General features: G+C 71.0%; 17 protein-coding genes. 10 read left to right on the top strand and 7 right to left on the bottom strand.

Annotated features, from left to right (window positions below; genetic code table 11):
• Positions 1 to 88: 88 nt before the first annotated feature.
• Positions 89 to 922 carry a class I SAM-dependent methyltransferase gene (locus CLT71_RS29970; RefSeq protein ID WP_101370044.1) on the bottom strand — a complete coding sequence of 278 codons (834 nt, stop codon included), beginning with the start codon at positions 920 to 922 and terminating at the stop codon, positions 89 to 91.
• 68 nt (positions 923 to 990) lie between these two features.
• On the opposite strand from CLT71_RS29970, the gene CLT71_RS29965 reads away from it, so the two are divergent.
• The 8 genes from CLT71_RS29965 to CLT71_RS29925 all read left to right on the top strand — a co-directional run bounded on the left by CLT71_RS29965 (position 991) and on the right by CLT71_RS29925 (position 10,490).
• Positions 991 to 1,851: a MurR/RpiR family transcriptional regulator gene (locus tag CLT71_RS29965; protein WP_101370043.1), complete on the top strand. Its 861-nt coding sequence runs from the start codon at positions 991 to 993 to the stop codon at positions 1,849 to 1,851.
• A gap of 136 nt (positions 1,852 to 1,987) precedes the next feature.
• Entirely contained in the window at positions 1,988 to 3,661 is a 1,674-nt protein-coding gene (gene hutU / locus CLT71_RS29960) for a urocanate hydratase (RefSeq protein WP_101370042.1), read from the top strand.
• A gap of 11 nt (positions 3,662 to 3,672) precedes the next feature.
• Positions 3,673 to 4,899: an allantoate amidohydrolase gene (locus CLT71_RS29955; RefSeq protein WP_101370041.1), complete on the top strand. Its 1,227-nt coding sequence runs from the start codon at positions 3,673 to 3,675 to the stop codon at positions 4,897 to 4,899.
• Positions 4,896 to 6,239 (top strand): formimidoylglutamate deiminase, encoded by a 1,344-nt coding sequence (locus tag CLT71_RS29950; RefSeq protein ID WP_101370040.1) that lies wholly within the window; start codon positions 4,896 to 4,898, stop codon positions 6,237 to 6,239. Before CLT71_RS29955 ends, CLT71_RS29950 begins: the two co-directional genes overlap by 4 nt.
• 109 nt (positions 6,240 to 6,348) lie before the next feature.
• A complete protein-coding gene (hutI, locus tag CLT71_RS29945; protein ID WP_101370039.1) occupies positions 6,349 to 7,521 on the top strand; it encodes an imidazolonepropionase in 1,173 nt (390 codons plus the stop codon).
• The gene (gene hutH / locus CLT71_RS29940; protein WP_101370038.1) at positions 7,509 to 9,062 is read left to right on the top strand and encodes a histidine ammonia-lyase; all 1,554 of its coding nucleotides are present in this window, start codon (positions 7,509 to 7,511) and stop codon (positions 9,060 to 9,062) included. Before hutI ends, hutH begins: the two co-directional genes overlap by 13 nt.
• A gap of 10 nt (positions 9,063 to 9,072) precedes the next feature.
• A complete protein-coding gene (locus tag CLT71_RS29935) occupies positions 9,073 to 9,753 on the top strand; it encodes a hypothetical protein (RefSeq protein WP_199187770.1) in 681 nt (226 codons plus the stop codon).
• A gap of 224 nt (positions 9,754 to 9,977) precedes the next feature.
• Positions 9,978 to 10,490 carry a CGNR zinc finger domain-containing protein gene (locus CLT71_RS29925; RefSeq protein WP_101370036.1) on the top strand — a complete coding sequence of 171 codons (513 nt, stop codon included), beginning with the start codon at positions 9,978 to 9,980 and terminating at the stop codon, positions 10,488 to 10,490.
• Between the two features lie 41 nt (positions 10,491 to 10,531).
• Here CLT71_RS29925 and CLT71_RS29920 read toward each other — a convergent pair whose 3' ends face one another.
• Both CLT71_RS29920 and CLT71_RS29915 read right to left on the bottom strand, forming a co-directional pair.
• Positions 10,532 to 11,542 (bottom strand): DUF6346 domain-containing protein, encoded by a 1,011-nt coding sequence (locus tag CLT71_RS29920; RefSeq protein WP_101370035.1) that lies wholly within the window; start codon positions 11,540 to 11,542, stop codon positions 10,532 to 10,534.
• A gap of 10 nt (positions 11,543 to 11,552) precedes the next feature.
• Positions 11,553 to 18,050, bottom strand: coding sequence for an RHS repeat-associated core domain-containing protein (locus tag CLT71_RS29915; protein ID WP_143743669.1), 6,498 nt, complete (start codon positions 18,048 to 18,050; stop codon positions 11,553 to 11,555).
• Positions 18,051 to 18,363: 313 nt separating this feature from the next.
• Between CLT71_RS29915 and CLT71_RS29910 the strand changes: the two genes are divergently transcribed.
• Entirely contained in the window at positions 18,364 to 22,050 is a 3,687-nt protein-coding gene (locus CLT71_RS29910) for a ricin-type beta-trefoil lectin domain protein (protein WP_486483533.1), read from the top strand.
• 407 nt (positions 22,051 to 22,457) lie between these two features.
• On the opposite strand, the gene CLT71_RS29905 is transcribed toward CLT71_RS29910, so the two are convergent.
• A complete protein-coding gene (locus tag CLT71_RS29905) occupies positions 22,458 to 23,201 on the bottom strand; it encodes a helix-turn-helix domain-containing protein (RefSeq protein ID WP_101370032.1) in 744 nt (247 codons plus the stop codon).
• Between the two features lie 63 nt (positions 23,202 to 23,264).
• Here CLT71_RS29905 and CLT71_RS29900 point away from each other — a divergent pair, with 63 nt between their 5' ends.
• Positions 23,265 to 23,846, top strand: a complete 582-nt coding sequence (locus CLT71_RS29900; RefSeq protein ID WP_101370031.1) for a TIGR03086 family metal-binding protein — start codon at positions 23,265 to 23,267, stop codon at positions 23,844 to 23,846.
• A 58-nt stretch (positions 23,847 to 23,904) separates the two neighbouring features.
• On the opposite strand, the gene rdgB is transcribed toward CLT71_RS29900, so the two are convergent.
• The 3 genes from rdgB to CLT71_RS29885 form a co-directional block, all read right to left on the bottom strand.
• Positions 23,905 to 24,531: an RdgB/HAM1 family non-canonical purine NTP pyrophosphatase gene (gene rdgB / locus CLT71_RS29895; protein WP_101370030.1), complete on the bottom strand. Its 627-nt coding sequence runs from the start codon at positions 24,529 to 24,531 to the stop codon at positions 23,905 to 23,907.
• Positions 24,528 to 25,256 carry a ribonuclease PH gene (gene rph, locus CLT71_RS29890; protein WP_101370029.1) on the bottom strand — a complete coding sequence of 243 codons (729 nt, stop codon included), beginning with the start codon at positions 25,254 to 25,256 and terminating at the stop codon, positions 24,528 to 24,530. The genes rdgB and rph overlap by 4 nt, the downstream gene beginning before the upstream one ends.
• A 91-nt stretch (positions 25,257 to 25,347) precedes the next feature.
• Complete coding sequence (locus CLT71_RS29885) at positions 25,348 to 25,869, bottom strand: hypothetical protein (protein ID WP_143743668.1); 522 nt, start codon at positions 25,867 to 25,869, stop codon at positions 25,348 to 25,350.
• Positions 25,870 to 25,873: the final 4 nt, after the last annotated feature.

Here is a 25,873-nt window from a genome sequence, read left to right as displayed (position 1 = left end):
GCGCTTCCGGCGGCCGCTGTTTCGGGCGTCCCGCCCCGGAGTCCGGAACCGCGCTGCCGCAGACCAGATCCGGGTGCGCTCCGGCCGGCTACCAGGCGATGCCGATCCCGTCACCGGGGTACCAGTGCTGGGCCGGGGTTTCCCGGTAGGCGAGGAACCGCCGGCCGGTCTTCTCGGCGTGTTCGGCGAGCACGTTCGTCACCGTGACGTTGTCGGTGAGCAGTCGGGCGGCGGGAGCCAGCTTCGACTCGACGGCCTGGAACTCCCGGCGTTCGTGTCCGGTGCTGTGGTTGCTGTCGTGCAGGAAGAGGTCGACCGGGCGGTCCATCGCCCTGATCGAGGCGAGCGAGTCCCCGATCACCAGGTCGACGACGCTGGCCCACGGCTCGGACCTGGCCAGGTAACCGGCCTCGGGGTTGATGTCCAGCGAGGTGACCCGGCCGGGCTCGCCGTCGGCGGCGTTGCGCAGCAGGGCCGAGGCGAGCACACAGGTGCCGAGTCCCTTGTCGACCCCGGTCTCCACGATGTGCTTCGGGCGGATGGCCCGGACGATCGCGTACCAGCCGATCCGGCGGGCGTACCGGACGCGCCGGTCGGCCAGCCCGCGCCGGTCCGCGGTGGCGGTGGCCCGTTCGATGTGCTGCCGCAGCGACTCGTCCTGTTCGATCTCGGTGAGGTACGTCCGCACCTGCTTGACCGGTACGTCACAGGTCACGCTGACGAACCAGGCGAGGTGCTCCCGGCTGAGCTTGGTCAGGTCGTAGGTGTAGTTGTGGTGCTCGCGGGAGGTGAGCAGCCACTTGGCCGAGACGCTGATCACCCGGGCGTCGTGCCGGGCCACCCGCATGAACCGCTTGGGAAACGCCGCAACGGGGGCGAGGCGGGTGCGGGCGATCGCACGCCGGAAATTCGTACCGTCCACCCGGAAGGTTTTACCACGTTCGAGGTGCCCCATTGCCCTCTGAATTATTTCATGCATAGAGTCTTCCCGTGAATGACAGTGCCGTCATCGCGGCGCCGCCAACGGACCGCGTACTCGACCTGTTCCAGGGCATCCGGCTCACGCCGACCCAGCGCCGGATCGCGCACAGCCTGGTCCAGCACGCCGCCTCCGCCGCGTACCTCTCTGCGGCCGAGGTCGCCGAGCTGGCCAAGGTCAGCCAGCCCTCGGTGACCCGGTTCGCCATCGCGCTCGGCTACGACGGCTATCCGGCACTGCGCCGCCGGCTCCGGGAGATCGCCGCCACCGGCCGGCCCGATCCCGGGGTACCGGCCGGCAACGAGGCGCAGCGGGCGATCCGCGCCGAGGCGGACAACCTGCACCGGCTCGCGGAGCAGCTCGCCGACCGGGACGCGGTGACCGCCGCCGGTACGCTGCTGGCCGGCAGCCGCCCGCTCGTCGTACTCGGGCTGCGCGCCGCCGCCCCGCTCGCCGGGTACTTCGCGTACTTCGCGGCGAAGGTGCACCCGGACGTACGGGTACTCGACTCCGGCGGGACGCTGCTGGCCGACCGGCTGGAACAGGCCCGGGCGGCCGGCGCGGGCGCACTGCTCGGCATCGTGCTGCCCCGCTACCCCCGCGAGTCGCTGGACGCGCTCCGGGAGGCTCGCGAGGCCGGGATGTCGGTGGTGGTGATCACCGACTCGGCGGTCAGCCCCGCCGCCGAGTACGCCGACATCGTGCTGCCGGCCGCGGTCGGCGCCCAGCTCGTCTTCGACCTGCACACCGCCCCGATGGCGCTGTCGATGGTGCTGCTCCAGGCGATCTGCGACGCCGCACCGGCCGACGCACAGCGCCGGCTGGAGGAGTTCGAACAGTCCGCCGCCCGCCGCCAGCTCTTCGTCGGATAGCCACCCTCTCCGGAAAACCAACACTCACCAGACAGCCGCCCCTTCGCCCCACAGCCACCCGCCGTTCACCGATCCGGCCCCACCGGCCCGCACCGCAACGCAGCATCGAACCGTTTCCACCGCAGGAGGAGTTGCCATGCCCGAGCCGATCCGCGCCGCCCGCGGCACCACCCGGACCGCCGTCGGGTGGCCACAGGAGGCGGCGCTGCGGATGCTGATGAACAACCTCGACCCGGAGGTCGCCGAACGCCCCGACGACCTGGTTGTCTACGGCGGGACCGGGCGGGCGGCCCGGGACTGGCCGTCGTACCACGCGCTGGTCCGTACCCTCGGCACGCTCGCCGACGACGAGACCATGCTGGTGCAGTCGGGCCGGCCGGTCGGGGTGTTGCGGACCCACGAGTGGGCACCCCGGGTGCTGATCGCCAACTCGAACCTGGTCGGCGACTGGGCCAACTGGCCCGAGTTCCGCCGCCTCGAACAGCTCGGCCTGACCATGTACGGCCAGATGACCGCCGGCTCGTGGATCTACATCGGCACCCAGGGCATCCTCCAGGGCACCTACGAGACCTTCGCCGCCGTCGCCGCGAAGATCGCCGCCAGCCGCGCCGACGGGCAGCAGCCGAGCGACGGCTCGCTGGCCGGCACCCTGACCCTGACCGCCGGCTGCGGCGGGATGGGCGGGGCGCAGCCGCTCGCGGTGACCATGAACGGCGGCGCCTGCCTGATCGTCGACGTCGACCCGGAACGGCTGGCCCGCCGGGTCGCCACCCGCTATCTCGACACGGTTGCCGACTCGCTGGACGACGCCCTCGACCAGGTCCTCGCCGCCAGGCGGGAACGTCGGGCGCTCTCGGTCGGGGTGGTCGGCAACGCCGCCACCGTCTTCCCCGAACTGCTCCGCCGGGGCGTCGAGATCGACATCGTCACCGACCAGACCAGCGCGCACGACCCGCTCTCGTACGTCCCGGACGGGGTGGAGCTGGCCGACGCCGCCGAACTGGCCCGGACGAAGCCGGCCGAGTACACCGAGCGGGCCCGGGCCGCCATGGTCAAGCACGTCGCCGCGATGGTCGGCTTCCTCGACAACGGTGCCGAGGTCTTCGACTACGGCAACTCGATCCGGGGCGAGGCGCAGCTCGGCGGGTACGACCGGGCGTTCGCGTTTCCCGGCTTCGTGCCGGCGTACATCCGGCCACTCTTCAGCGAGGGGAAGGGACCGTTCCGCTGGGCGGCGCTCAGCGGCGACCCGGCCGACATCGCCGCCACCGACCGGGCAGTGCTCGACCTCTTCCCCGAGAACGAGTCACTGGCCCGGTGGATCCGGCTGGCCGGCGAGCGGGTCGCCTTCCAGGGCCTGCCGGCCCGGATCTGCTGGCTTGGACACGGCGAGCGGGACAAGGCAGGGGTCCGGTTCAACGAGATGGTGGCCAGCGGCGAACTGACCGCACCGGTCGTCATCGGCCGGGACCACCTGGACGCCGGCTCGGTCGCCTCCCCCTATCGGGAGACCGAGGCGATGGCCGACGGCTCCGACGCGATCGCCGACTGGCCGCTGCTCAACGCGCTCGTCAACACCGCCAGCGGCGCCTCCTGGGTGAGCATCCACCACGGCGGCGGGGTCGGCATCGGCCGCTCCATCCACGCCGGTCAGGTCTGCGTCGCCGACGGCAGCCCGCTGGCCGGGCAGAAGATCGAACGGGTACTCAGCAACGATCCGGCGACGGGCGTACTCCGGCACGTCGACGCCGGCTATCCGGAGGCGGTCGAGGCCGCCGCCCGTGGCAACCTCCGCATCCCCATGGTGTAAGGAAGGGCCCCTTGTTATCGGATTCTGTTGTAGAAGGGCCCCCTCCTTTCACGCGGCTCTGGGCGGAGATCGCGCCGATCGGGCGTGATCCGGAGACCGGTGGCTACCTCCGGTACGGCTTCACCGAGCCGGTACGCGAGCTGGAGCGCTGGTTCCGGGCCGTCGCGGAGGCCGACGGGGCGCACACGGTCGAGCCGGACGGCAACGGCAACCTGATCGCCTGGTACGGGCCGCCGTCCGAGCGGGGTGACGCCGTCCTGCTCGGCAGCCACTTCGACTCCGTCCCGTACGGCGGCGGCTACGACGGCCCGCTCGGCATCGTCAGCGCCCTGCTGGCGGTACGGGCACTCCGGCAGGAGGGGCGGGAGTTCCGCCGCCCGGTCGGGGTGGTGGCGTTCGCCGAGGAGGAGGGCTCGCGGTTCGGCGTGCCCTGTCTCGGCTCCCGGCTGCTCACCGGCGCGATCGATCCGGAGCGGGCGGCGGCGCTTGCCGATCGGAGCGGCGTCACCCTGGCCGAGGCGATGGGCGGACGGCCGGCCGGAGCCCGGCCGGAGCTGCTGGGCCGGATCGGCGCCTTCGTCGAGCTGCACGTCGAGCAGGGCCGGGGGCTTGTCGACCTGGGTGCGCCGGTCGGGGTGGCCAGCGGGATCTGGCCGCACGGCCGCTGGCGGCTCGACTTCGACGGCGAGGCCAACCACGCCGGCACGACCCGGATGGCGGACCGGCGCGACCCGATGCTCACCTACGCCTTCACCGTGCTGGCCGCCAACAAGGAGGCCCGGCTGCGCGGCGCGCACGCCACGATCGGCCGGGTCGAGGTGGAGCCGAACGCCACGAACGCGGTACCGGCCCGGGTCCGCGGTTGGCTGGACGCCCGGGCCGCCGACGCCGGCACGCTGGAGGCGCTGGTCGAGGGGGTACGCGCCAAGGCCGCCGACCGGGCCACCCGGGACGGTACGAGCCTGACGGTGACCCGGGAGTCGCTCAGTCCACCCGTCGAGTTCGACGGTGGACTGGTCAAGGCGTTCCGGACGGTCCTCGCCGAGGGCGTACCCGTGCTGCCGACCGCCGCCGGGCACGACGCCGGGATCCTGGCCGAGCACGTGCCGACCGCGATGCTCTTCGTGCGGAACCCGACCGGGGTGTCGCACTCCCCCGCCGAGACGGCCAGCGACGACGACTGTGCCGAGGGTGTACGCCGGCTGGCCGAGCTGCTCGCCCACCTGGCCACCGGATGACCGGCACCGATCCGGCGCGCTACCACGCCGAGTACGCCTGGCTGCCCGGCCGCCCCGAGCCCGACGCCGACGTGCTGATCGAGGTGGTCGACGGCCGGTTCGGCGCTGTCACCGCCCGGGTGACGGTGCCGCCGCCGGACGCGCGGCGGCTGCCCGGGTTGACCCTGCCGGGGCTGGCCAACGCGCACTCGCACGCCTTCCACCGGGCGTTGCGCGGGCGCGGCCAGGGCGGCCGGGGCGACTTCTGGACCTGGCGCCACACGATGTACGCGGTCGCCGGCCGGCTCGACCCGGAGCGCTACCTCGCGCTGGCCCGGGCGACGTACGCCGAGATGGCGCTCGCCGGCATCACCTGCGTCGGCGAGTTCCACTACCTGCACCACGCCCCGGGCGGCGTCCGGTACGCCGATCCGAACGTGCTGGGCGCGGCACTGGTCGAGGCCGCCGCCGAGGCCGGGATTCGGCTCACCCTGCTGGACACCTGCTATCTGACGGCCACTGTGGACGGTGCGCCGCTGGCCGGGCCGCAGCTGCGGTTCGGCGACGGTGACGCGGCACGCTGGGCGGAGCGGGCCGCCGCGTTCACCCCGGCCGGTACGCACGCGCGGATCGGTGCGGCGATCCACTCCGTCCGGGCGGTACCGGCCGACCAGCTCGCCGAGGTGTCCGACTGGGCCCGGGAACGGGCCGCACCGCTGCACGTACACCTCTCCGAGCAGCCGGCCGAGAACGAGGCGTGCCTGGCGTACCACGGGAAGACCCCTACCGCGTTGCTGGCCGAGGCGGGCGTGCTCGGCCCGGCCAGCACGGCGGTGCATGCCAACCACCTGACCGGGCCGGACGTGCTGGCGTTGGGGAGCAGCGGCACCGGGATCTGTGCCTGCCCGACGACCGAGCGGGAGCTGGCCGACGGCGTCGGACCGCTCCGCGAGCTGGCCGACGCGGGCAGCGCGCTCAGCCTGGGCAGCGACAGCCACGCGGTGGTGGATCTCTTCGAGGAGGCCCGGGCGGTCGAGCTGAACCTGCGGCTGACGACCCTTGCCCGGGGCCACTTCACCCCGGTCGAGCTGCTGCGCGCCGCGACCGAGGTCGGGCACGCCGCGCTGGGTTGGCCGGACGCCGGCCGGCTGGAGCCCGGCGACCGGGCCGACCTGGTCACCGTGCGGCTGGACAGCGCCCGGACCGCCGGGGTGCCGCCGGTCGGAGTCTTCTTCGCGGCCGGGGCGGCCGACGTGACCGACGTGCTGACCGACGGCCGGCAGGTGGTGCGGGAGGGCCGGCACGTCCGGCTCGACGTGCCGGCCGAACTGTCGGCGGCGATCGCGGCGGTGACGCCGTGAACCAGTCGACCGGGGCCGTGCATCTGCTGACCGGGGTCGTGCATCCGCTGACCGGGGTCGTGAATCCGCTGACCCGGGCCGTGAGTTTGCTTATCGGGACGGTGACGGCGTGAACCTGCTGATCGACAACATCGGAGAGCTGGTCACCAACACCGGGATCGGCGAGGGCGGGCCGCTCGGCATCCGCCGCAAGGCGGCGCTGCTGGTCGAGGAGGGCGAGGTCGCCTGGATCGGGCCGGCCCGCTACGCCCCGGCCGCCGACCGGCGGATCGACGCCGACGGGCGGGCCGTGCTGCCGGGCTTTGTGGACAGCCACGCCCACCTGGTCTTCGCCGGTGACCGGGCCGCCGAGTTCGCCGCCCGGATGGCCGGCGAGCCGTACACCGGCGGTGGCATCCGGACCACCGTCGCCGCCACCCGGGCCGCCGACGACGACCGGCTCCGCGACACCGTCGCGCGACTGCGCGCCGAGGCGGTGCGGCAGGGCACCACCACGATCGAGATCAAGAGTGGGTACGGGCTCAGCGTCGCCGACGAGGCCCGGTCCCTGCGGATCGCCGCGGAGTTCACCACCGAGACGACGTTCCTCGGTGCCCACGTGGTGCCGCCGGAGTACGCCGACCGCCCGGACGACTACGTCGGACTGGTCTGCGGGCCGATGCTCCGGGCCGCACTGCCGTACGCGAAGTGGATCGACGTCTTCTGCGAGCGGGGTGCCTTCGACGCCGACCACGCCCGGGCGATCCTCACCGTCGGGCAGGCCGCCGGACTCGGAGTGCGGGTGCACGCCAACCAGCTCGGCCCCGGGCCGGGGGTGCAGCTCGGGGTGGAACTCGGCGCGGCCAGCGTCGACCACTGCACGCATTTGTCCGATGTGGACGTCGAGATGCTTGCGATGTCGGAGACGGTGGCGACACTGCTGCCCGGAGCGGAGTTCTCCACCCGGTCGCCGTACCCGGACGCCAGGCGGCTGCTCGACGCGGGAGTGACGGTGGCGCTGGCGACGGACTGCAACCCGGGGTCGTCGTACACCTCGTCGATGCCGTTCTGTGTCGCGCTCGCGGTCCGGGAGATGGGCATGACCCCGGCGGAGGCGGTCTGGGCGGCCACCGCCGGTGGCGCGCGGGCGCTGCGCCGGGCGGACGCCGGAGTACTCCGGCCGGGCGTACCGGCCGACCTGAGCATCCTCGACGCGCCCTCGTATCTGCACCTGGCCTACCGGCCCGGTGTTCCACTGATCAGCCAGGTCCTGCACAACGGAGTACCGCAATGTCAACAGTGACCCGACCCGTCGTCACCGTCCAGCCCACCGGGATAACTTCGGCCGACGTGCTGGCGGTGGCCCGAGGGACCGCCACAGTCGTCCTCGATCCCTCCACACTGGACGCGATGGCGGCCAGCCGGGCGATCGTGGACCGGATCGAGCAGACCGGCCGCCCGGTCTACGGCGTCTCGACCGGGTTCGGGGCGCTCGCCAACACCTTCGTCGCGCCGGACCGCCGGGCCGAGTTGCAGCACGCGCTGATCCGCTCGCACGCCGCCGGAGTGGGCGCTCCGATGCCCCGCGAGGTGGTCCGGGCGATGATGCTGCTCCGGATCCGCTCGCTGGCGCTCGGCCACTCCGGGGTGCGCCCCGAGCTGGCCCGGGCGCTTGCCGACCTGCTCAACGCCGACATCACCCCGTGGGTGCCGGAACACGGCTCGCTCGGCGCCTCCGGCGACCTGGCCCCGCTGGCGCACTGCGCACTGGTGCTGCTCGGCGAGGGCTGGGTGGTCGGCCCGGACGGCAGCCGACAGGACGCGGCGGCGGCACTGCGGGGCGCCGGGCTGCGACCGGTGACGCTGGCCGCCAAGGAGGGACTGGCGCTTGTCAACGGCACCGACGGAATGCTCGGGATGCTGCTGCTGGCCATCGCCGACGCGCGCCACCTCTTCGCGATCGCGGACGTGACGGCGGCGCTGGCGATCGAGGCGATGCTCGGCTCGGAACGCCCGTTCCTGCCGGAACTGCACGCGATCCGGCCACATCCGGGGCAGGCGCTCTCGGCGGCCAACATCCACCGCATGCTCCAGGGTTCGTCCATCATGGACTCTCACCGGGACGACCTGTCGCACGCCGTGCAGGACGCGTACTCGATGCGCTGCGCCCCGCAGGTCGCCGGGGCGGCCCGGGACACCCTCGCCTTCGTCGAGCAGGTCTGTGGCCGGGAACTGCTCTCGGTGGTGGACAACCCGGTGGTGCTGCCGGACGGCCGGGTCGAGTCGACCGGCAACTTCCACGGCGCCCCGCTCGGTTTCGCCGCCGACTTCCTGGCCATCGCCGCCGCCGAGGTCGGGGCGATCGCCGAACGCCGGGTCGACCGGCTGCTCGACGTGACCCGGTCCCGGGAACTGCCGGCCTTCCTCTCCCCCGACGCGGGGGTCAACTCCGGGCTGATGATCGCCCAGTACACCGCCGCCGGAATCGTCGCGGAGAACCGGCGGCTCGCCGCACCCGCCTCCGTCGACTCACTGCCGACAAGTGGCATGCAGGAGGACCACGTCTCGATGGGCTGGGCGGCGGCCAAGAAGCTGCGTACGGTGCTGGAGAACCTGACCAGCCTGCTGGCGGTGGAACTGATCGCCGGGGTACGCGGGTTGCAGTTGCGGGCCCCGCTCACCCCGTCCCCGGCCGGCCGGGCGGCGGTGGCGGCGCTGCGCGAGGCCGTCGGCGAGCCGGGACCGGACATCTTTCTCGCCCCGGCGATGGAGGCGGCCCGGGCGGTGGTCGCCGGCCCCGAACTGCGGGCCGCGATCGAGTCGGAGGTCGGACCCCTGGGGTAGAACCTCCGGCATGGGTTACGAGACGAGGTTCACCGGCCAGGTTCACATCGCACCACCACTCAACGCGGCCGAGGTCCGCTACCTGACCCGGTTCGCCGAGGACCGGCACATGCATCGGACCACCGGGCCGTACGTCGTCGACGGCGGTGGTCATGACGCACCGGACGTACTCGGCGGCGGCAGCGAGCCGCCACCGGAGCAGCCGGGCCTCTGGTGCCAGTGGGTGCCGTCCGAGGACGGCTCCGCCCTCGGTTGGGACGAGGAGGAGAAGTTCTACGAGGCCGAGCGCTGGATGGCGTACCTGATCGACACCTTCCTCCGGCCGGGCGCCGCGCTCGCCGGTGAACTCGCCGCCCCGGTCCCCGGCCGGGTCTATCCGGACGAGTTCGCCGAGTTCACCTTCGACCACGTGGTCGACGGGGTGATCGACGCCGAGGGCGAGGAGCCGGACGACCTGTGGCGGCTGGAGGTGCGGGAGAACGTCGTCTACGTCGTCAGGCACGCGGTGCAGCCGGAGTTCGACGAGGTCGACCCGGCGGACCCCGGCGAGTGGGGCGACGCCCAGTGGGCGGAGTTCCGGGCCAGGGTCCGGCACAACGTCGCGTACGTGCTGCGGAACGGCGAGCCGGTCGAGGTCGACCCGGCGGAGGGGCTCAGCTTCGACCCGGTCGCCGGGCCCGACGAGGGCTGACCCCCGAGGTGTCCGGCCCGGAGCGCCCGCCCGCCGGAAAGCTGGCGATCTGGGCTGGGTGCCCCGGCCCCGCCCACGGTCGTGCCGGGGCGGAGAGCAGCCGCCACGTCCCGCAGTGGCACCACTGGTAACTCAGCACCCCGGCACTGGTCCGGTGGCGGGACCGGGTCTGCCAGTGGTGCCCGTTCTCGTCGGTCATGGTCCGAGCCTGCTGTAATGGCATTGTGCATCTCAACCCTTACGGACAGGACGCCGTACGACTCGTCGCCGACCTGGCCAACGACCGGCCCCGCTCTCTGCCCGACCTGGTACGCCGGTGCGCCGACGCCGGATTGGTGCTCGACATGCCGGTCGACGAGCAGGACCTGACCGTGGCACTGGACCTCGTCGACAGGTGGACCGAGATAGTCGACGCCACCGATCCGGCGCAGCGGGCAGCCCTTGTCAACCGGCTGCTCGCGGCGGCGTCCGCGTACCCCCGACTCACCGACCACGGCGGCACCGGCTGGCACCTGCACTACCGGGACGAGGGCGTACCGCTCGGCACGGTGTTGCGGGCACTGGTCAGCGTCGGTACCGCCCTGCACCTCGCCGGGCGCGGCATGAACCGGCTCGGCCGCTGTGCCGCCGACGGCTGCCGGACCATCTACGTCGACACCTCGCGGGGCGGCCGACAGCGCTACTGCTCCCCCCGCTGCGCCAACCGGGACGCCGTCCGCCGGCACCGCAGCCGGTAGGTCGTGCTGATCGGGGGAACCGTCTGTCTCGACCCTGTCTGTCAGAGGAACGACGAGAGCAGCCAGCACAGTCCGACATTGAGTGCGACCACCGCGAGCAGAAACCGCCAGTCGGACCTCGGGAACAAGCCCTCCGCCGCGTCGGTGCCGGCGGCGTCCGCTGCCTCGACCCGTAGCGCGCCGGAGGCGGTGGCGTCGGCTGGAGCCTCGTACTCGACGACAGTCTCGATGCCGTCGAGTACGGTCACGGTCGCGGTGACCCCGCCGATCACGGCACCGTCCGGTAGCACAGCCGACACCGCCAACCGGTGCTCTCCCGGCGCCACCGGAAAGCGGTGGGTGGACCAGTAGAGGACGTCGAGGTCGGTGCCGTCGACCGACAGCTTCGGCCGGCTCTGTTCGTAGACCGAAGCCGGCGCATCCGGGTACCGGAACCGGATCAGCAGCGAACCGGTCCCCGGGGCCATCGTGGCCAACGGCTCGTACGGCGAGTCGGCGGGTGACGGTTCAGGCGGCGGCGACTGCGGGGACCGCTCGCCCCTGGGTGACCGTCTGCCGAAGCAACGCTCGGCAAGGGTCGGGCCGAACAGACCGATCAACAGGGCGGTGCCGCCGACAAACGCGGTGATCGCCAGCACCGCCAGCGACAGCAGTACGGCGATCCACGAGAGAAGGCCGAGGAGCAGGTTGCGGCCTTCCCGGGTGAACGAGCAGTCGTCCGGCTCCGTCCGGGAGCAGTAGCCAACCAGGGCGGGGGGCCGGTCCCGGTCGTCGGGTGTGACGACCGACGGGCCGACGACCGACGACACGGTACGCCCGTCCGGCAGGGTGACCGTGATCTCGCAGTTCCACCAGTAGCCGAAGCCAGCAGCGCTGACCGGACCGACCCGGTCGCACGCGCCCACCTGGACGGTGCCGGTCACCCGCTCGCCGGAAACACGGGGAGGCTCCCCGGCGTACAGGTTTCGTACGCCGAGGAGCATCCCGCAGACGATCAGACCGACGACGTAGACGGCGATCGCGATGAGAAGCGCCTGCCCGCGGTTACGCACTGGACCGACGTTACGCCAGGAGTCCTCCGAGGCCCCCGTTGAGCGAGTTCCACGGGTTGAACTGACCGAGCTTCCCGAAGTCGTCGTAGTTCCCGGGAATGAAGCCGCCGAGCGTACCGCCCACGACCATCGTGTGCGGATCCGACGTGAGCACTCGCCTGGTGAGCCGGCCACCCTTATTGGTTGGAGCGAGCTTGTTCGTAATGTTGTACAGCTCTTTACGAATCTTGAAGGAACTCTTCAGTTTGGACGGAGTGAACCCGTCCTTGACTTCCATGGCCATGTTCTTGATGGACGGCAGGACCTTTCCTCGGCCGGCCTTCTGCCAACCTCCGCTGACGAGGCGCGACGCCCCGAGTTTGCCTGCCGTCTTGCCGACGGCCGCCTTCACGATTCCGCCTACCACGTTGGTGGCCCCGGCACCGAAGGCGCCCATGACGGCTCCGACGCCCGTGTTCAGCAAGACCTTTCCGAGGCTGTCGCCCTTGAGATAGGAGGACAGGCCCGAGCCGACCGCACCCGCGGCGGCGCCGCAGGCCAGCGCCGCTGTTCCGAGCGTCGCTGCCGTGCAGGTCAGGCCGACGGCGACGCCGGCGATGACCCCGACGAGGTCCGGGTTCTTCTTCGCCCAGCGGACGCTGGCGTCCCAGCCGCCCTTGGCCTTGCAGAGAAGGTTGCACTTCTTCTTCTTCGGCGGCGAGCCCTTGTCGTCGCCACCGCCGCCACCGCTCCTCACCGGCGGGCGGGGCGGAGCCTTCCATCCGTTGGCGGCGTTGTTGGTGGCGTTCTTGGTGGCGGTCGGCGACTTGTCGATGTTCTTCGGGCCGCAGTTGTACTTCGCACACGGCGTCTGGCTGTCGTACGCGTTCGTGCCGCCAGGATCGGACCGGTTCACCGGATCGTCGCCCGCGTACGTGTATCCGCCGATCTGGTTCGGGTCGTCCGTGTTCAACAGCGGGTCGACGCTGACGAACCGCCCCGCCGCCGGGTCGTAATGCCGGGCACCGAGCACGGTCAGCCCGGTCACGGAGTCGGTCGGCTTGCCGAGGAAGCCCCGGCTGTTCGGCCAACTGGTCGGTGCCGTCCCGCGCGGCGCGCCGTACGGGGTGAGCGCCCGCCACTTCGGGTTGGTGCCGTTGTTGTCCAGGGTCAGCGTGGCGGTACCCAGCCGGTCGTGGATCAGGTAGCTGTACGCCCCGGCGGTCGTGCCGCTGCGGACGCAGGTGGTGCCGTCCGGGCCGCTGTAGTAGCGCCGGCCGCTGACAGCGCCGCTGACCGTGTCCAGGGTCAGCTCCTGGCCGGGCAGGTGGAGGACGCTGTTCTTCTCCTTCAGGTTGCGTTGCAGCAGCAGCTGACCGTCGGCGTCGTAGACGTAGCTGGCCTCGGTGTTCGAACCGTTGCGGACCCGGATCAGCCGGTTGTCGGTGTTCCAGTCGAAGGTCTGGGCACCGCGCTCCGGAGTGGTCCGGCTGGTGGTGTTGCCCAGGGCGTCGTACTGGAAGCTCCGGGTGGCGGTGCCGGCCGGTCCGGTGATCTGCTCGGAGCGGACGGTGTGCGGCTGGGTGCCGCCGGCCGCCGGATAGTTGTAGGTCGTGGTGGTGTCACCACTGCCGCCCGGCAGCCCGTGCTGGACCTCCTTGGTCCGGTCACCGACGTCGTTGTACGTCCAGGTCGTCCAGTACGGGTTGATCCCGCCGACGGTGGCGTTGCTGCCGCCGCCGGCAAGGTTGACCGCACAGGCGTCGGTCGCGGTCCACGCGGTGGTGAGCCGGCCGAGCAGGTCGTAGCGGAAGCACTGGGTCTCCCGCTGTGCCCCGGAGTTGCGGGCGTCGGTGACCTTGGTGATCTTGCCGGAGGCGTTGTGCGTGTAGACCACGTCGTTCATCCGCGAGTTGCCGGTGCCGTTGCGGTCGACGTACGTGTTGGCCAGGCGCTTGCTGTGCTCGTCGTAGATGTAGGTCGTCCAGGCGGTGTTGGTGGTGCCGAAGCCGAACTTGCTCTGCGACACCTGCCCGAACGCGTTGTACCTGGTCGAGTCGACGTAGTTGCCGAGCGAACTGCCGACTCCCGAGGGCAGGTCCATCGCGGTGTAGGTGTGGTTCACCGTCTCCGCCGGCAGGCCACCGCCGGCCGGGAAGAGCGACTTCTTCAGCAGCCCGTTGGTCAGGGTGTACTCCCGACCGAAGCTGTAGGTGCCGGCGAGGGCGCCGTTGGTCGGGTCGGCCGGGATGGTGACGTTGACCCCGACCTCGTCACCCCAGACGTTGTAGCCGGCCGGCGCGGTGACGTACGCCTTTCCGTTGTCGTAGCTGGTCGAGCTGGCCAGCTCGCCGATGCCGTTGGTGATGGTCGTCGAGTCGTAGGTCCAGGTCGCCCTGGGCGGGGCCGCCGCGCTGGTGCCGTCGTACTGGCCGGTCCGCCGGTCCAGTACGTCGTAGGTGGTGGTGACGGTCCGGCCGAGCGGGTCCTTCGCCGAGGTGACGTTGCCGTTCCCGTCGTAGCCCAGCTCGGTGGTGCCGGCATCCGGGTCCGTCTTGCGGATCGCCCGGCCCCGCACGTCGAAGACGGTGGTCCAGGTGTTGCCGTCGTCGTCGGTGATCCGGTCCTGGTTGCCCCGGCGGTCGTGCCGGTAGCTGATCTTCACCGGGTTGCCGCCGCTGACCACCGAGCCGCTGACCGAGGGCACTGCCCGGTAGCTCAACCGCTCGACGATCCGGCCGCGGCCGTCCGTCACCTCGGTCGTCGGGGTGCCGCCGTCCGGCGGGATCGTGGTGATCCGGTCACCGCCGTAGACCGACCGGGTCTGCCACTTCGTCTGGCCCTTGGACTTCGCCACGATGAGCGTCTTGCGGCCCACCCCGTCGTAGCTGATCAGATCCTGGTTGGGGATCTGCTGGTCCTTGCCGACCATGTTCAGCATGGTGGTGTTCGGCGTGCTGGAGCTGTCGTGGTACTCGTTGTTCGCCATCCGCAGCCAGCCACGCGAGTCGTAGAACGAGTCGGTGACCAGCCGACCGCCGACCGGGCTCGAACTCTGCGTCTGCCGCGGCCGGGCCATCGCGTCGAAGAACTCCACCTCGACCTGGTAGGACCCGTCGTCGTTGAGCAGCGAGGTGGTGACCGTCGACGGAACCGAGTTCGAGACGGAGTACGCGTACTTCTCGTGCGCGCCCTCGCTGAGGCTGCGACCGGGCAGCCACACCCCGATCAGCCGGCCCAACGCGTCGTACCGCTGGGTCGTCTTCCGCTGGTTCTCGTCGATCTCCTCGATTTCCAGGCCACGGGTCGGTTCGAGGACGGTCCGGGTGATGTGGCCCTTGGGGTTGGTGGCCATGATTCCCGTGGTCAGACCGTTGGTCATCGTGTACTCGGTCTTGGTCTGGTTGCCGTTGGCGTCGAACGACTCCACCGGCCGGCCGTAGGCGTCGTTCCTCGTCCGGGCGCCGACGACGTAGCCGCCCTCGGTGTAGTACTGGACGACGTTGACGGTTCCGGTGGTCGGTGCCGGCTGCGGCCAACTGGTGCTGTAGGTCGGGGTGTCGAAGAACGCCCGGGTGCTGGAGACGACGTCCGCGGGGCGGCTCACCGTGGCCGGCGCGGTCTGCCCGTTGATTCCGGATCCGCCGCAGGGCAGTGCGAGCGTCTCGGTCTGGGCGACCTTGTCGACGATGTGCGCGGTCGCGTTCGTCGGGGCGTAGGTGGTCAACGCGCAGGTGGCCTGGCTCGGCTGGCTGACGTCCCCGTAGTCGTACGTCACCGTCGGCAGGCCCGTCGAGGTGTTGTACGTGGTGTCGATCCGGGTGGTCCGCCAGGTGGTGGGGCTGGTCGAGGTGATCGCCGTGGTGGTCTTCGTCGACGCGACCCGCACCATCTGCGCCGTCAGGTCACCAACCGACCGCTTCCGGGTCGCGGTGGCCGGACTCACCCAGTGGTCGGTGACCGTGCTGTCGTGCACGGCGCCACCGTCACCGTCGTACCGGATCACCTGCCGGACCGAACCGGCCAGGTGCCTGTTGTCCGGCACCTCCACCGTCGCGCCCGGCACGGTGACAGCTGTGGAGAGCTTCACCTTCGCACTGCGGCGGGCGTTGTTCGGCAGCCGGTCGCCGTCCATGCCCCGGTAGTAGATCTCCTCGGTGAGTGTCTTCTGGTCGACGCCGGCACCGACCCGGGTCTGCACCCGGCCGAAGCCCCGCCACTGCCCGTAGGTGCGGTGCTTGTCCTTGACCACCTCGCTGTCGTCGTACGCCCAGGCGCCGCCGTCGAGGTAGTCGTACTTGGTGTAGACCGGTGTACCACCGCCGGTGGTGTCCTGGTCGGTGACCTCGGCGACCACGTACTTGTGGAACCAGTCGAGCTTCGGGTTGTCCTCGCCCTCCTTGGTCCAGTAGACCGGGTAGCAGAGGTTGGTGTTGCTCTCCGGCGCCAGCTTGACCGGCGCGGCGCACTCGGTGCGGTAGCCGATCCCGACCACCTCGCCGGTCTCGGTGGTGATCGTCGAGATCCGGTTGTGGTTCATCGGCGGGGCACCGTCGAGCCCGTCGGCCCGGTTCGGCAGCTTGGTCGGCTCGAAGGTGACCGGGGGCAGCGCGATCGCGTTGGCGCCGGTGCCGCCGGTGTGCTGGATCGACGAGAGCCAGAGGGCGGGGGTGGTGGCGTCGCCCGGCGCCGGGAAGGCGTGGGTGAGCGTGTGGTTGTCCACAGTGGTGTGGCTGGTGCCGTTGTTGACCTGGGTGGCGATGCCGGTGAGGCGCAGCCGGCTCCAGAAGGTGACCGAGTGCATGTAGCAGTCACCTGTGGACTTGCAGTTCAGGTCGTACGGGGTGTCCGGCCACTTGCTCTTGTTCTTGTCGATGTTGGCCGGGTCGCAGACCGTCGCCGACTCCACGCACCGCTCGGAGTAGCTGAAGTCGACCCGGGCCGGAGCCCGCCCGGCGTACGGGTTCGGGTCGCGCAGGCCGTACTCGATGTAGTCGAGGTAGCCGCCCCGGGTGTACTTGACCGGGGTGAAGCTCTTGTTCGGCCCGTAGTAGCCCGTCTCGGTGCCGTAGTAGTACGCGATGGCGTTCTTGTCCGGGTCGACGACGTAGTCGAGGTTCCACTTCCAGGCCATCTCGCAGTGCGAGTTGGCGAAGCCGGTCGACTTGTAGCAGGGGTCGCCGGAGCGGGGGTGGTAGACCCGCTGCGTCCACGCCGAGTTCGTGACGGGCTTCGTACCGCTGTGCCCGGGCAGCTTGTTCTTCCCGAAGAAGTACTGCGTGCCGTCCTGGGTGGTGATCTTCCAGTGCTCGCCGTTGTGGCTGCCGTTGTCGGCACCGGGCAGCAGCTCGACCCGGGCGCCGTTGTCGCTGGAGAGCCGCCACTTGGTAGGTACCGCCGGGTCGTAGACCAGGTCACCGGAGCCGGCGCCGAAGGAGACGCTGACGATCGGACCGGCCCAGCACGAGTCGTTGACCTTCGGCGCCGCCGAGTCGTCGGAGCATGTCCGGTAGGTCCGTTCCACCGCTCCCGGTGAATAGTCCCATCCGTCGCCGATCGCCGAGGACTGGTTGTTGGTGGAGACCTGCTGCCCGTCGACCGACTGGGACGAGTAGCCCAACTCCACCGACGGCTCCAAGCCACCCGGCACCGGCGGCACGTCGACCGGATAGCTGTAACCGAAGTCACCCGAGCTGCCGCCGGCCGTCCAGGAGCCGGACGGCTTGAGCGGGGTAGCGCTGTAGTCGCCGGTGTCCCCGGACGCTCCGGCGGTCACCGCGAAGACGGCGGTCGAGGCGGTCGGCGAGGTCCGGTCGGCACGCTCACCGGCGGGCAGCTCCAGCGTCGCGCTGAGCTGGCCGTCCTCCCAGCGGGTGGCGAGCGGGGTCCGGGTCCGGCAGGCCGCTTCGGCCGGGGTGGTCGCCGCGCAGGCCGGCAACGAGACCAACCGGAGCCGGCGGGCAAAGTCTCCGCCGTACGCCCCGGTGATGCTCGACGGGTCGACCCAGACCCGCACCTGGCCGGCCTTGCCGGTGCTTCCGTCCGGGGTCGCCTGGAGCAGCAGGCCGTCGACGCCGGCACGCTGGGCGGTCGCCCGGTCGGCCAGGGTCATCCGGAGCGCCGCCGGGCCGTCCGGGGTCGCCTTCGCGACGCGTACCGGCAACTTGCCGGCGGCCACCGCGGCGGCCGGGCCGGAGGATCGGCCGGCGATCGCGGGAGGCGCGTCCAGCTGCACCGTCGCGGTGCCGCCGGCCGGCCAATCGACCTTCGGCGCCGTCCAGCGCTCGCCGAAGTTCGGCGTGCGCTTCGGCGCCGGAGGCATCGGGGTGCCCCGGACGCTGGACCAGCGCTGCTCGGCCGGCGGGGCGGCCTCGGCGGGGTCCGGCGGCAGTGCAGCCAGGCCCAGCGTGCCCAGCATCACCAGGCCGACGCCGGAGCCGAGGTAACGCCGGAGGAACTGGCTCGGGCGTCTGGCGGCCGGAAAGGCACCCTCTCCGGCCCTGGTCCGTCGATAGTGGATGGTTGACAAGAGTCGATCGATTGGGCGCTGGGCTGCTTTCGTCATCCTGACGACCCCCGTGGTCTGCGATGCGGTGGCCGGACTCTACCGCCCGGGAATCCAAATGCATAACTCTCGACTTTTCGCCGGCGGAGCCATATTGTGCGCCCCGCAGGGTCCACATCGTCCTGTCACATGTTCTGCCCTATTCGGACAGACGGCCGTAATCGCTTTATGTCGGCACGCAACGGGGGATCGAATGGCTCATCATGCCTTCAGACGACGACTTCTTCGACCGGGGACCGTAGCGGCGCTTGGCCTGCTGCTGGCGGCCTCAGGAACAGTGGCGCTCCCACCAGCCGCCGCGCAGGCGGAGCCGGCACCGGCCCGTCCGAACCGGATCGACCGACTCAGCGAGACGGACCGCGCCGTCGCCGAGGCGAGGCTGACTGGTCAGTCAGTCGAGGTGAGTTCGGCGACCACGACCACATCCCGCACCGTCGCCAATGCGGACGGTACGTTCACAATGGACGTCAGCCCGCGACCCACCCGGGTCAAGCGGGACGGCGGGTGGGTGGCACTCGACCCGACCCTGCGCCGAAACCCGGACGGCAGCTACAGCCCGACCGCCGCCCCCTACAATCTGGTGCTCTCGGGCGGCGGTACCGACCCGTTCGCGCTGATTACCAACGGCGACAGCAAACTGGGCCTACGGTTCCCGTCCCGACTTCCCTCGCCGACGGTGTCCGGCGCGACCGCGACCTACCCGGCGGTGCTGCCCGGGGTCGACCTGGTGGTCACCGCCAACGAACAGGGCGGCTTCGCGCACGCCCTGGTAATCAAGGACGCGACCGCCGCCGCCAACCCGGCGGTGAAGAACCTCACTCTTCCGCTGGTCACCAGCAACGCGACGGTACGCACCATGCCGGACGGCGGCCTGGCCGCCGAGGACCGGCACGGCCGTACCGTGTTCAGCGCTCCGGCGCCGGAGATCTGGGACTCCAGCGTCCCGACCGGGGAGCAGGCGACCGCGACCGGCAACCCGCAGCGCTCCTCCCCCACCGAGGCCAGCCCGGCGGCGAAGCGTGCCCTGGTCACCGCCCGGGTCAGCAGTGACACCCTCACCCTGACGCCGGACCCGGCCCTGCTCGCCGACCCGAACGTGCGCTACCCGCTCTACCTGGACCCGGCGTGGAACGCCAACTCGACCGCACCGACCCGCAACGCCTGGACGTACGTCGACAGCGCCCGCAAGGACAACTCGTACTGGAACAACTCGGGACGGGCCCGGTCCGGCTACAACGGCTGGGAGTCGCCGTACTACATCGGCCGGTCGTACTTCCAGTTCCCGATGTCGAGCGCGCTCTGGGACGCCAACATCATCAGCGCCACGCTGCAGACCAAGTCGGTCTGGTCGGCCAACAACAGCAACGACTACACCTTCAAGATCTTCCGGGTGGGTGTGATCAACAGCTCGACCAGCTGGAACAAGCAGCCCACCCGCTACGAGCAGATCGACGCCCAGAAGCTCGCCGGCAACTGGCGTAGCGACGGCAGCGAGAACGCGAAGCAGCACGACTTCAACGTGCTCGCGCTGATCCGCAGCGCCGCCGCCGGCAAGTGGTCCACCGCCACCCTCGGCCTGATCAACAACCACGAGGGCGACAAGTACGCCTGGCGTAAGTTCCAGAACAACCCGAGCATCTCCATCACCTTCAACTCGATCCCGCGTACCCCGGACCGCTACGCCACCAGCCCCTCGGTGGCGTGCAACAGCAACCCGGTCGGGCAGATCGGCAACACCTCGGTGACCTTCTCGGCGAACCTCTCCGACCCGGACGGCACCCAGACGCAGCTCGAAGGCCAGTTCAACGTGGTCAACGAGACCACCGGCGCCACGATCGCCTCGCCCAAGGTGACGGTGAGCAACAACAAGGTCGCCTCGGTCACCCTGCCCGCCAGCCAGTTCACAAACGGGCACCGGTACGCCTGGAACGTCAAGGCGTACGACGGCAGGGACACCAGCCCGGCGACGCCGACCTGCCGGTTCGTCTTCAACAGCGCGCAGCCGGCGCCACCGGCGGTGACCTCCACGACGTACCCGGACGGGACCACCGGGGCACCGGTCGGCACCCCCGGCAACTTCGTCTTCACCCCGCCCGCCGGCAGTGACGCACCGATCAGCTACGTCTACAGCCTGAACACCGCACCGCCGGCGACCGTGCCGCAGTCCTACGGCGCGTTCCGGGGCGGCACCCTGCTGCCCGCCCAACCGGCCAACGCGCCCACCAGCGTCTCCATCACCCCGCGCCGGTTCGGCCCGAACATCCTCTACGTCTACGCCATCAACAGCGCCGGCAACCCCGGCCCGGTCAGCAGCTACCGGTTCAGCACGGACGCACCGACCACCCCCGCCCCGGCCGGTGACTTCACCGGGGACGGCCGCCCCGACCACATCGCGATCGGCACCGTCTACCGGCCCGGCGCTTGGCTGTACGCCGCCATGGACGGCACCGGGAAGCTCGCGGCCGCGGCTCAGGTCGGTCTGGGCGGTCCGGGCGGCGCCGGCAGCACCGGCGCACTCACCGACTGGACCGGCGCGAAGTCCAGCCCGCTGGACCTCAACGGCGACGGCGCACAGGACCTGCTGGTGCGACTGCCGCGCAGTGACGCCGACGGCAACGTGCACGTGCTGCCCGGTGCCGGCGACGGCAGCGCCTTCGACCCGGTCGACCGGATCCGGATCCAGCTGCCCCGAGTCGACGGCGAGGCCGGCAACCAGACGGTCGACCAGATCGTCGCCTCGCCCTGGCCCAGCATCACCGGCTCGCCGCTGCCGGACCTGTACGTGATCGTCGGGGACGTGCTCTACCTCTACCCGCCGGGCTTCCCGCCCGGGGCGTACGACGCGCCGATCCTGCTCAGCACGGGCTGGACCGGCCGGACCATCACCGCCGCCGCCGTCGGGGCCGACCCGGCGCTCTTCGCCCGGACCAACAGCACCGGCCGGCTGGAGCTGCTCACCGGAAGCACCGCCAACGGCACCCCGGCCGGGGTTACCGGCGGCCCGGTCACCGTCTACGCCACCAGCGGCTTCGACTCCACGTCGACCCCGGCGATCGACGGTACCGACGTCAACCGCGACGGCCGGCCGGACCTCTGGGCCAACCGGGGTAACAGCTCCATCGACGGTCGGCTGAACACCGGCAGCAACACCCTGGCAGCGGCGGTGGCCAACCCGACCGGCGGCACGGGGCTGATCCGCTCGGCGGCGGCCGGCAACTACTGCCTGGACAACAAGAGCGGCGGCACGGCCGACCGCAACATCATCTGGGCGTACGCCTGCAACGCCGGACCACCCGCGCAGGTCTGGCAGATCGTCGACGACGGCAGCATCCGGATCGCCGGCAAGTGCCTGGACGTGACCGGCAACGGCACCGCCAACAAGACCCTGGTGCAGCTCTACACCTGCGCCGGCACCACTGGACAGCGTTGGCAGCCCGGCCCGAACGGATCGCTGGTGAACCCGTCCTCCGGCCGCTGCCTGGACGCGCCGACGCCGCTCGGCAACGGTGCCCAGATGTACATCCACGACTGCAACGGCGGACTGAACCAGAACTGGCGGCTGGACGAGAGCGGGATCGGCCTGATCCGGTCGGCGTTCGCCGGCAAGTGCATGGACAACAACCGGGGCGTCCTGGCGAATGCCAACAAGATTCAGATCTGGGACTGCAACAGCGGCTCGTCGCAGATCTGGGCGGTACTCGGTGACGGCCGGGTCCGGGTCGGCGGGACCTTCTGCCTCGACGTCGCCAGCTACGCCACCGCCAACAACTCGCCGGTGCACCTGTACGCCTGCCAGGCGGGAGCGGCCACCAACCAGGAATGGCGGGTCGGCCCCAACTTCAGCCTGATCAACCCGGTCTCGGGACGCTGCCTCGACGTGCCGCTGTCCAACACCACCAACGGGACGGGATTGCAGATCTACGACTGCAACGGCAGCAACGCCCAGCGCTGGATGCTTTCCTGACCACCTGACCACCTGACCACCTGACGGCATCGGCCGGGCAGGTCCGGGGCGTGCACCCGGGCCAGCCCGGCCGATCGTCGTCCGCGCGTGGGCTCGTGCCGACCAGTGTCCTGTCTTTGAATGTTGATCGTGTAATCCGGTACTTCCAGGTATCTCTGAGCCGGCCATCCGATGTCGGTTGGGATGTCGCCGGGGAGACTGTCGAGCTGCTTCGCTTGTGCGCCCACCCTTCCGGGTTGCTCTCCCCCGGATCTCGCCCACCCTTCCGGGCTGCCCGAACCCTGGTCTCGCTCGGCCGGTCGACCCGACCTCGCGTTGGGCCGTCGGCGACCCCGGCTTCCGTGCCCCGCCTGTGCACCCAGCTCGACAGTCTCCGCACCGACCACCCCCGGCTCCACCGCCGATCACTAGTACCGCTGCGCGTACCGGGTCGGCGACTCGCCGAACATCTTCCGGAAGTCGCGCACGAAGTGCGGCTGGTCGGCGTACCCGAGGTCGGCGGCGAGCGCGGCCCAGTCGACCGGCTCACCCCGGCCGAGCCGCTCGGTCACCTCGTGCAGCCGGTAGCGCCGGATCACCCACTTCGGCCCGACGCCGACGTACTCGGCGAAGAGCCGTTGCAGCCCGCGCACGCCAAGCCCGAGGTCGGCGGCGAGCCTGTCCACCCGGTTGATTCCGGGGCTGCCGGCGATCCGCTCGACGATCTCCGCCACCTCCTCCGCCCGGGGATCGGGCTCGGGCAGCCGGCGGCGCAGGTAGTCCTCCACCGCCGGCACGTCGGGCGGATCGGGCAGCTCACCCGGAAAGACGTCTCGGGCGTCGAACGACCGGTCGGTGACGGTGCAGACCGGTGCGCCCAGGAAGGGCCGGAAACAACCCGGCCGGAACGCCACCCCGAAGACCCGGTCGGTGCCGGCCAGCACCCTGACCTGGTGGCCGCTGCTGACGCCGGTCACGATCCCCCGGCCGCCGCGCAACGTCAGCTGCACCTTCGGGTACGGCACGATCAACTGCCGGTACGGCTCGGTGTACTCCCAGGAGACGATCCAGTAGCGCTCGACGTACCGGGCGAGGTCGGCCGAGGGGGTCGCGAAGTCGTGCCGCTGGTATCTCGTCCACGCCCCGCCGAGTTCGCGTACGTCCCTCGCCACGTCCGCCAGGCTACGTCGCGTTCGTTCAAGACGGCTGTCCCACCTCGTGGTTTGCTTGCCGGCATGCCTGACACACCGTTCGTGGCCCGGGCGGCCGCACCACTGATCGAGATCATCCGTCAGATCAAGCCCGACCAGCTCGACAACCCCACCCCGTGCGCCGAGTACGACGTCCGGAAGCTGGCCAACCACCTGTTCTGCTGGGCCCCGTCGCTGGCGGGGGCCGGGCGCAAGGAGAACGTGCCGCCACCGGCCGGCGGCGAGGCTGAACTGGACGTGACCGCGGATGACTGGGCGGCCGAGCTGACGGCACGGTTGGCGGGGATCGCGGCGAGCTGGGCCGAACCGGCCGCCTGGCACGGCACCACCCAGATGGGCGGCCCGACCGAGCTGCCGGCGGCACTGGTCGGCGGGATGATCGCGAGCGAGCTGGTGGTGCACGCCTGGGACCTGGCCAGGGCGACCGGGCAGCACCCCAGCTGGGACGACGACCTGCTCGAGTACGTGCACGGCGAGGTGGTGAAGACCGCCGAGCAGGGCCGGCAGCTGGGCGTCTACGGTCCCGAGGTGGCGGTGCCGGACAACGCGCCGACCCTGGACCGGATCCTCGGCACGGTCGGCCGGGATCCCGGCTGGGGTCGCTGACCGGCCGGGCCCCGGGCCACTCGCCGGCTCCCGACCGGTCGGGAGCCGGGACGCTCCGCTACGGGCGGTTCGGTTCCGCCGGCAGCACCTTGGCGATCACCTTCGCCAACGCCCGCAACGCCTTGCCCCGATGGCTGATCGCGTCCTTCTCCGCCGGGGAGAGTTCCGCGTTGGTCCGGTCCTGCCCGTCGGCGAGGAAGATCGGGTCGTAGCCGAATCCACCATCGCCCCGTGGCGCCCGCAGCAGCCGCCCGGTCTGCCTGCCGTCGACCAGGTGCTCCTTGCCACCCGGCAGCACCAGGGCCGCCGCGCAGACGAAGGCGGCACCCCGGTGCTCGTCGGGTACGTCCGAGACCTGCGCGAGTACCAGATCCAGGTTGGCCCGGTCGTCGCCGTGCCGGCCGGACCACCGGGCACTGAACACTCCCGGCATGCCGTTCAGGGCGTCCACCGCCAGCCCCGAGTCGTCGGCGATCGTCGGCAGGTTGGTCCACTTGACGCCTTCGCGCGCCTTGAGCAGCGCGTTCTCCCCGAACGTCAACCCGGTCTCCGGAACCTCCTGGTACTGCGCGACGTCGGCCAGCCCGACGAGCTGGATCCGCTGCGGGCCGAGGGCGTGGTCGAGGATCCGCTGGAGTTCGGTCAGCTTCTTGCCGTTGCGGGTCGCCAGCAGCACCTGGGTCATTCGGCCAGCGCCTTCCGCTGGGCGTCGGTCAACTCGGCACAGCCGAGCACCCCGAGGTCGAGCAGCGCGTCGAGCTGCTCGCGGGCGAAGACGCCGGCCTCGCCGGTCCCCTGCACCTCGACGAAGTCCCCGGTGCCGGTGCATACCACGTTCATGTCCACCTCGGCCGCCACGTCCTCCAGGTAGTTCAGGTCGAGCCTCGGCTCGCCCTCCACCACACCGACGCTGATCGCCGCCACCGACCGGTGCATCACCTTCTCCGGCTTGCCGGCCAACGCCTTCCGCTCGGCCAGCCAGTTCACCGCGTCGTGCAGCGCGACGTAGGCGCCGGTGATCGCGGCGGTGCGGGTACCGCCGTCGGCCTGCAACACGTCGCAGTCCAGCACGATGGAGTTCTCGCCGAGCGCCTTCAGGTCGATGCAGGCCCGCAGGCTCCGGCCGATCAGCCGGGAGATCTCGTGGGTACGCCCGCCGATCTTGCCTCGGACGCTCTCCCGGTCCGAGCGGGTGGTGGTGGATCGGGGCAGCATCGAGTATTCCGCCGTGACCCAGCCAAGGCCGGAGCCCTTGCGCCAGCGCGGCACCCCCTCGGTGACACTCGCCGTGCAGAGCACCCGGGTGTCGCCGAACTCGACGAGGACGGATCCCTCCGGATGGACGCTCCAGCGTCGGGTCAGGGTCACCGGTCGGAGTTGGTCGGGCTGCCGCCCGTCAGGTCGCGCCATCCCCGCAGCCTATGTGCTCGCCCGATCGCCCCGCCCGAGGGTGCCCCGGCGCCCACGTTCCGGGCCGTCGCCGGGACAGGGGCGGCGGAGGTCAGTTCGCGGGCTTGTAGATCTCGGTGTTCAGGATCCAGCGCCGGTCCTCGGCCTCGCCCTCGCTCGTCGTCCACAGCGCCTGCGCCGAGACCACCTTGCCGTCCACCTTCCACTCGAGGATGCACATCTCGCGATCGCGGTCGTCGAAGGCGTCGGCCAGGCACTTCTGGACGTCCTGGAGGGTCATGTCGGTCATCTTGTTGTCGGTGACCCATTTGTGGATCTTCTCGGCCGGGTTGACCGGGCAGATCCGCTTCTCGCAGAGCAGATAGTAGGTGACGTGCAGCGTCTCGTCGGTGAACCGGGGCTCGGTCACGGTGAACCCCTCCGGCACGCCGAGACTCTCGAAGATCCGCGTGTGGTGATCCCGCTCCTGCTTCGGTTGGAGCCAGCCGAAATAGCCGAAGCAGCCGCCACAGGCCAGCACGGACCCCAGGGCGAGGACGGCCATCAGGGTGAAGAACCAGACGCCCTTCCTCGACTTCTTCGGGGCGACCGGATAGGGGTTGCCGGGTGGCATCGGC

The organism is Plantactinospora sp. CNZ320, from assembly GCF_002846275.1.
The sequence above is the reverse complement of the archived record's forward strand: the minus strand, read 5'-3'. Positions and strand labels throughout refer to the sequence as shown.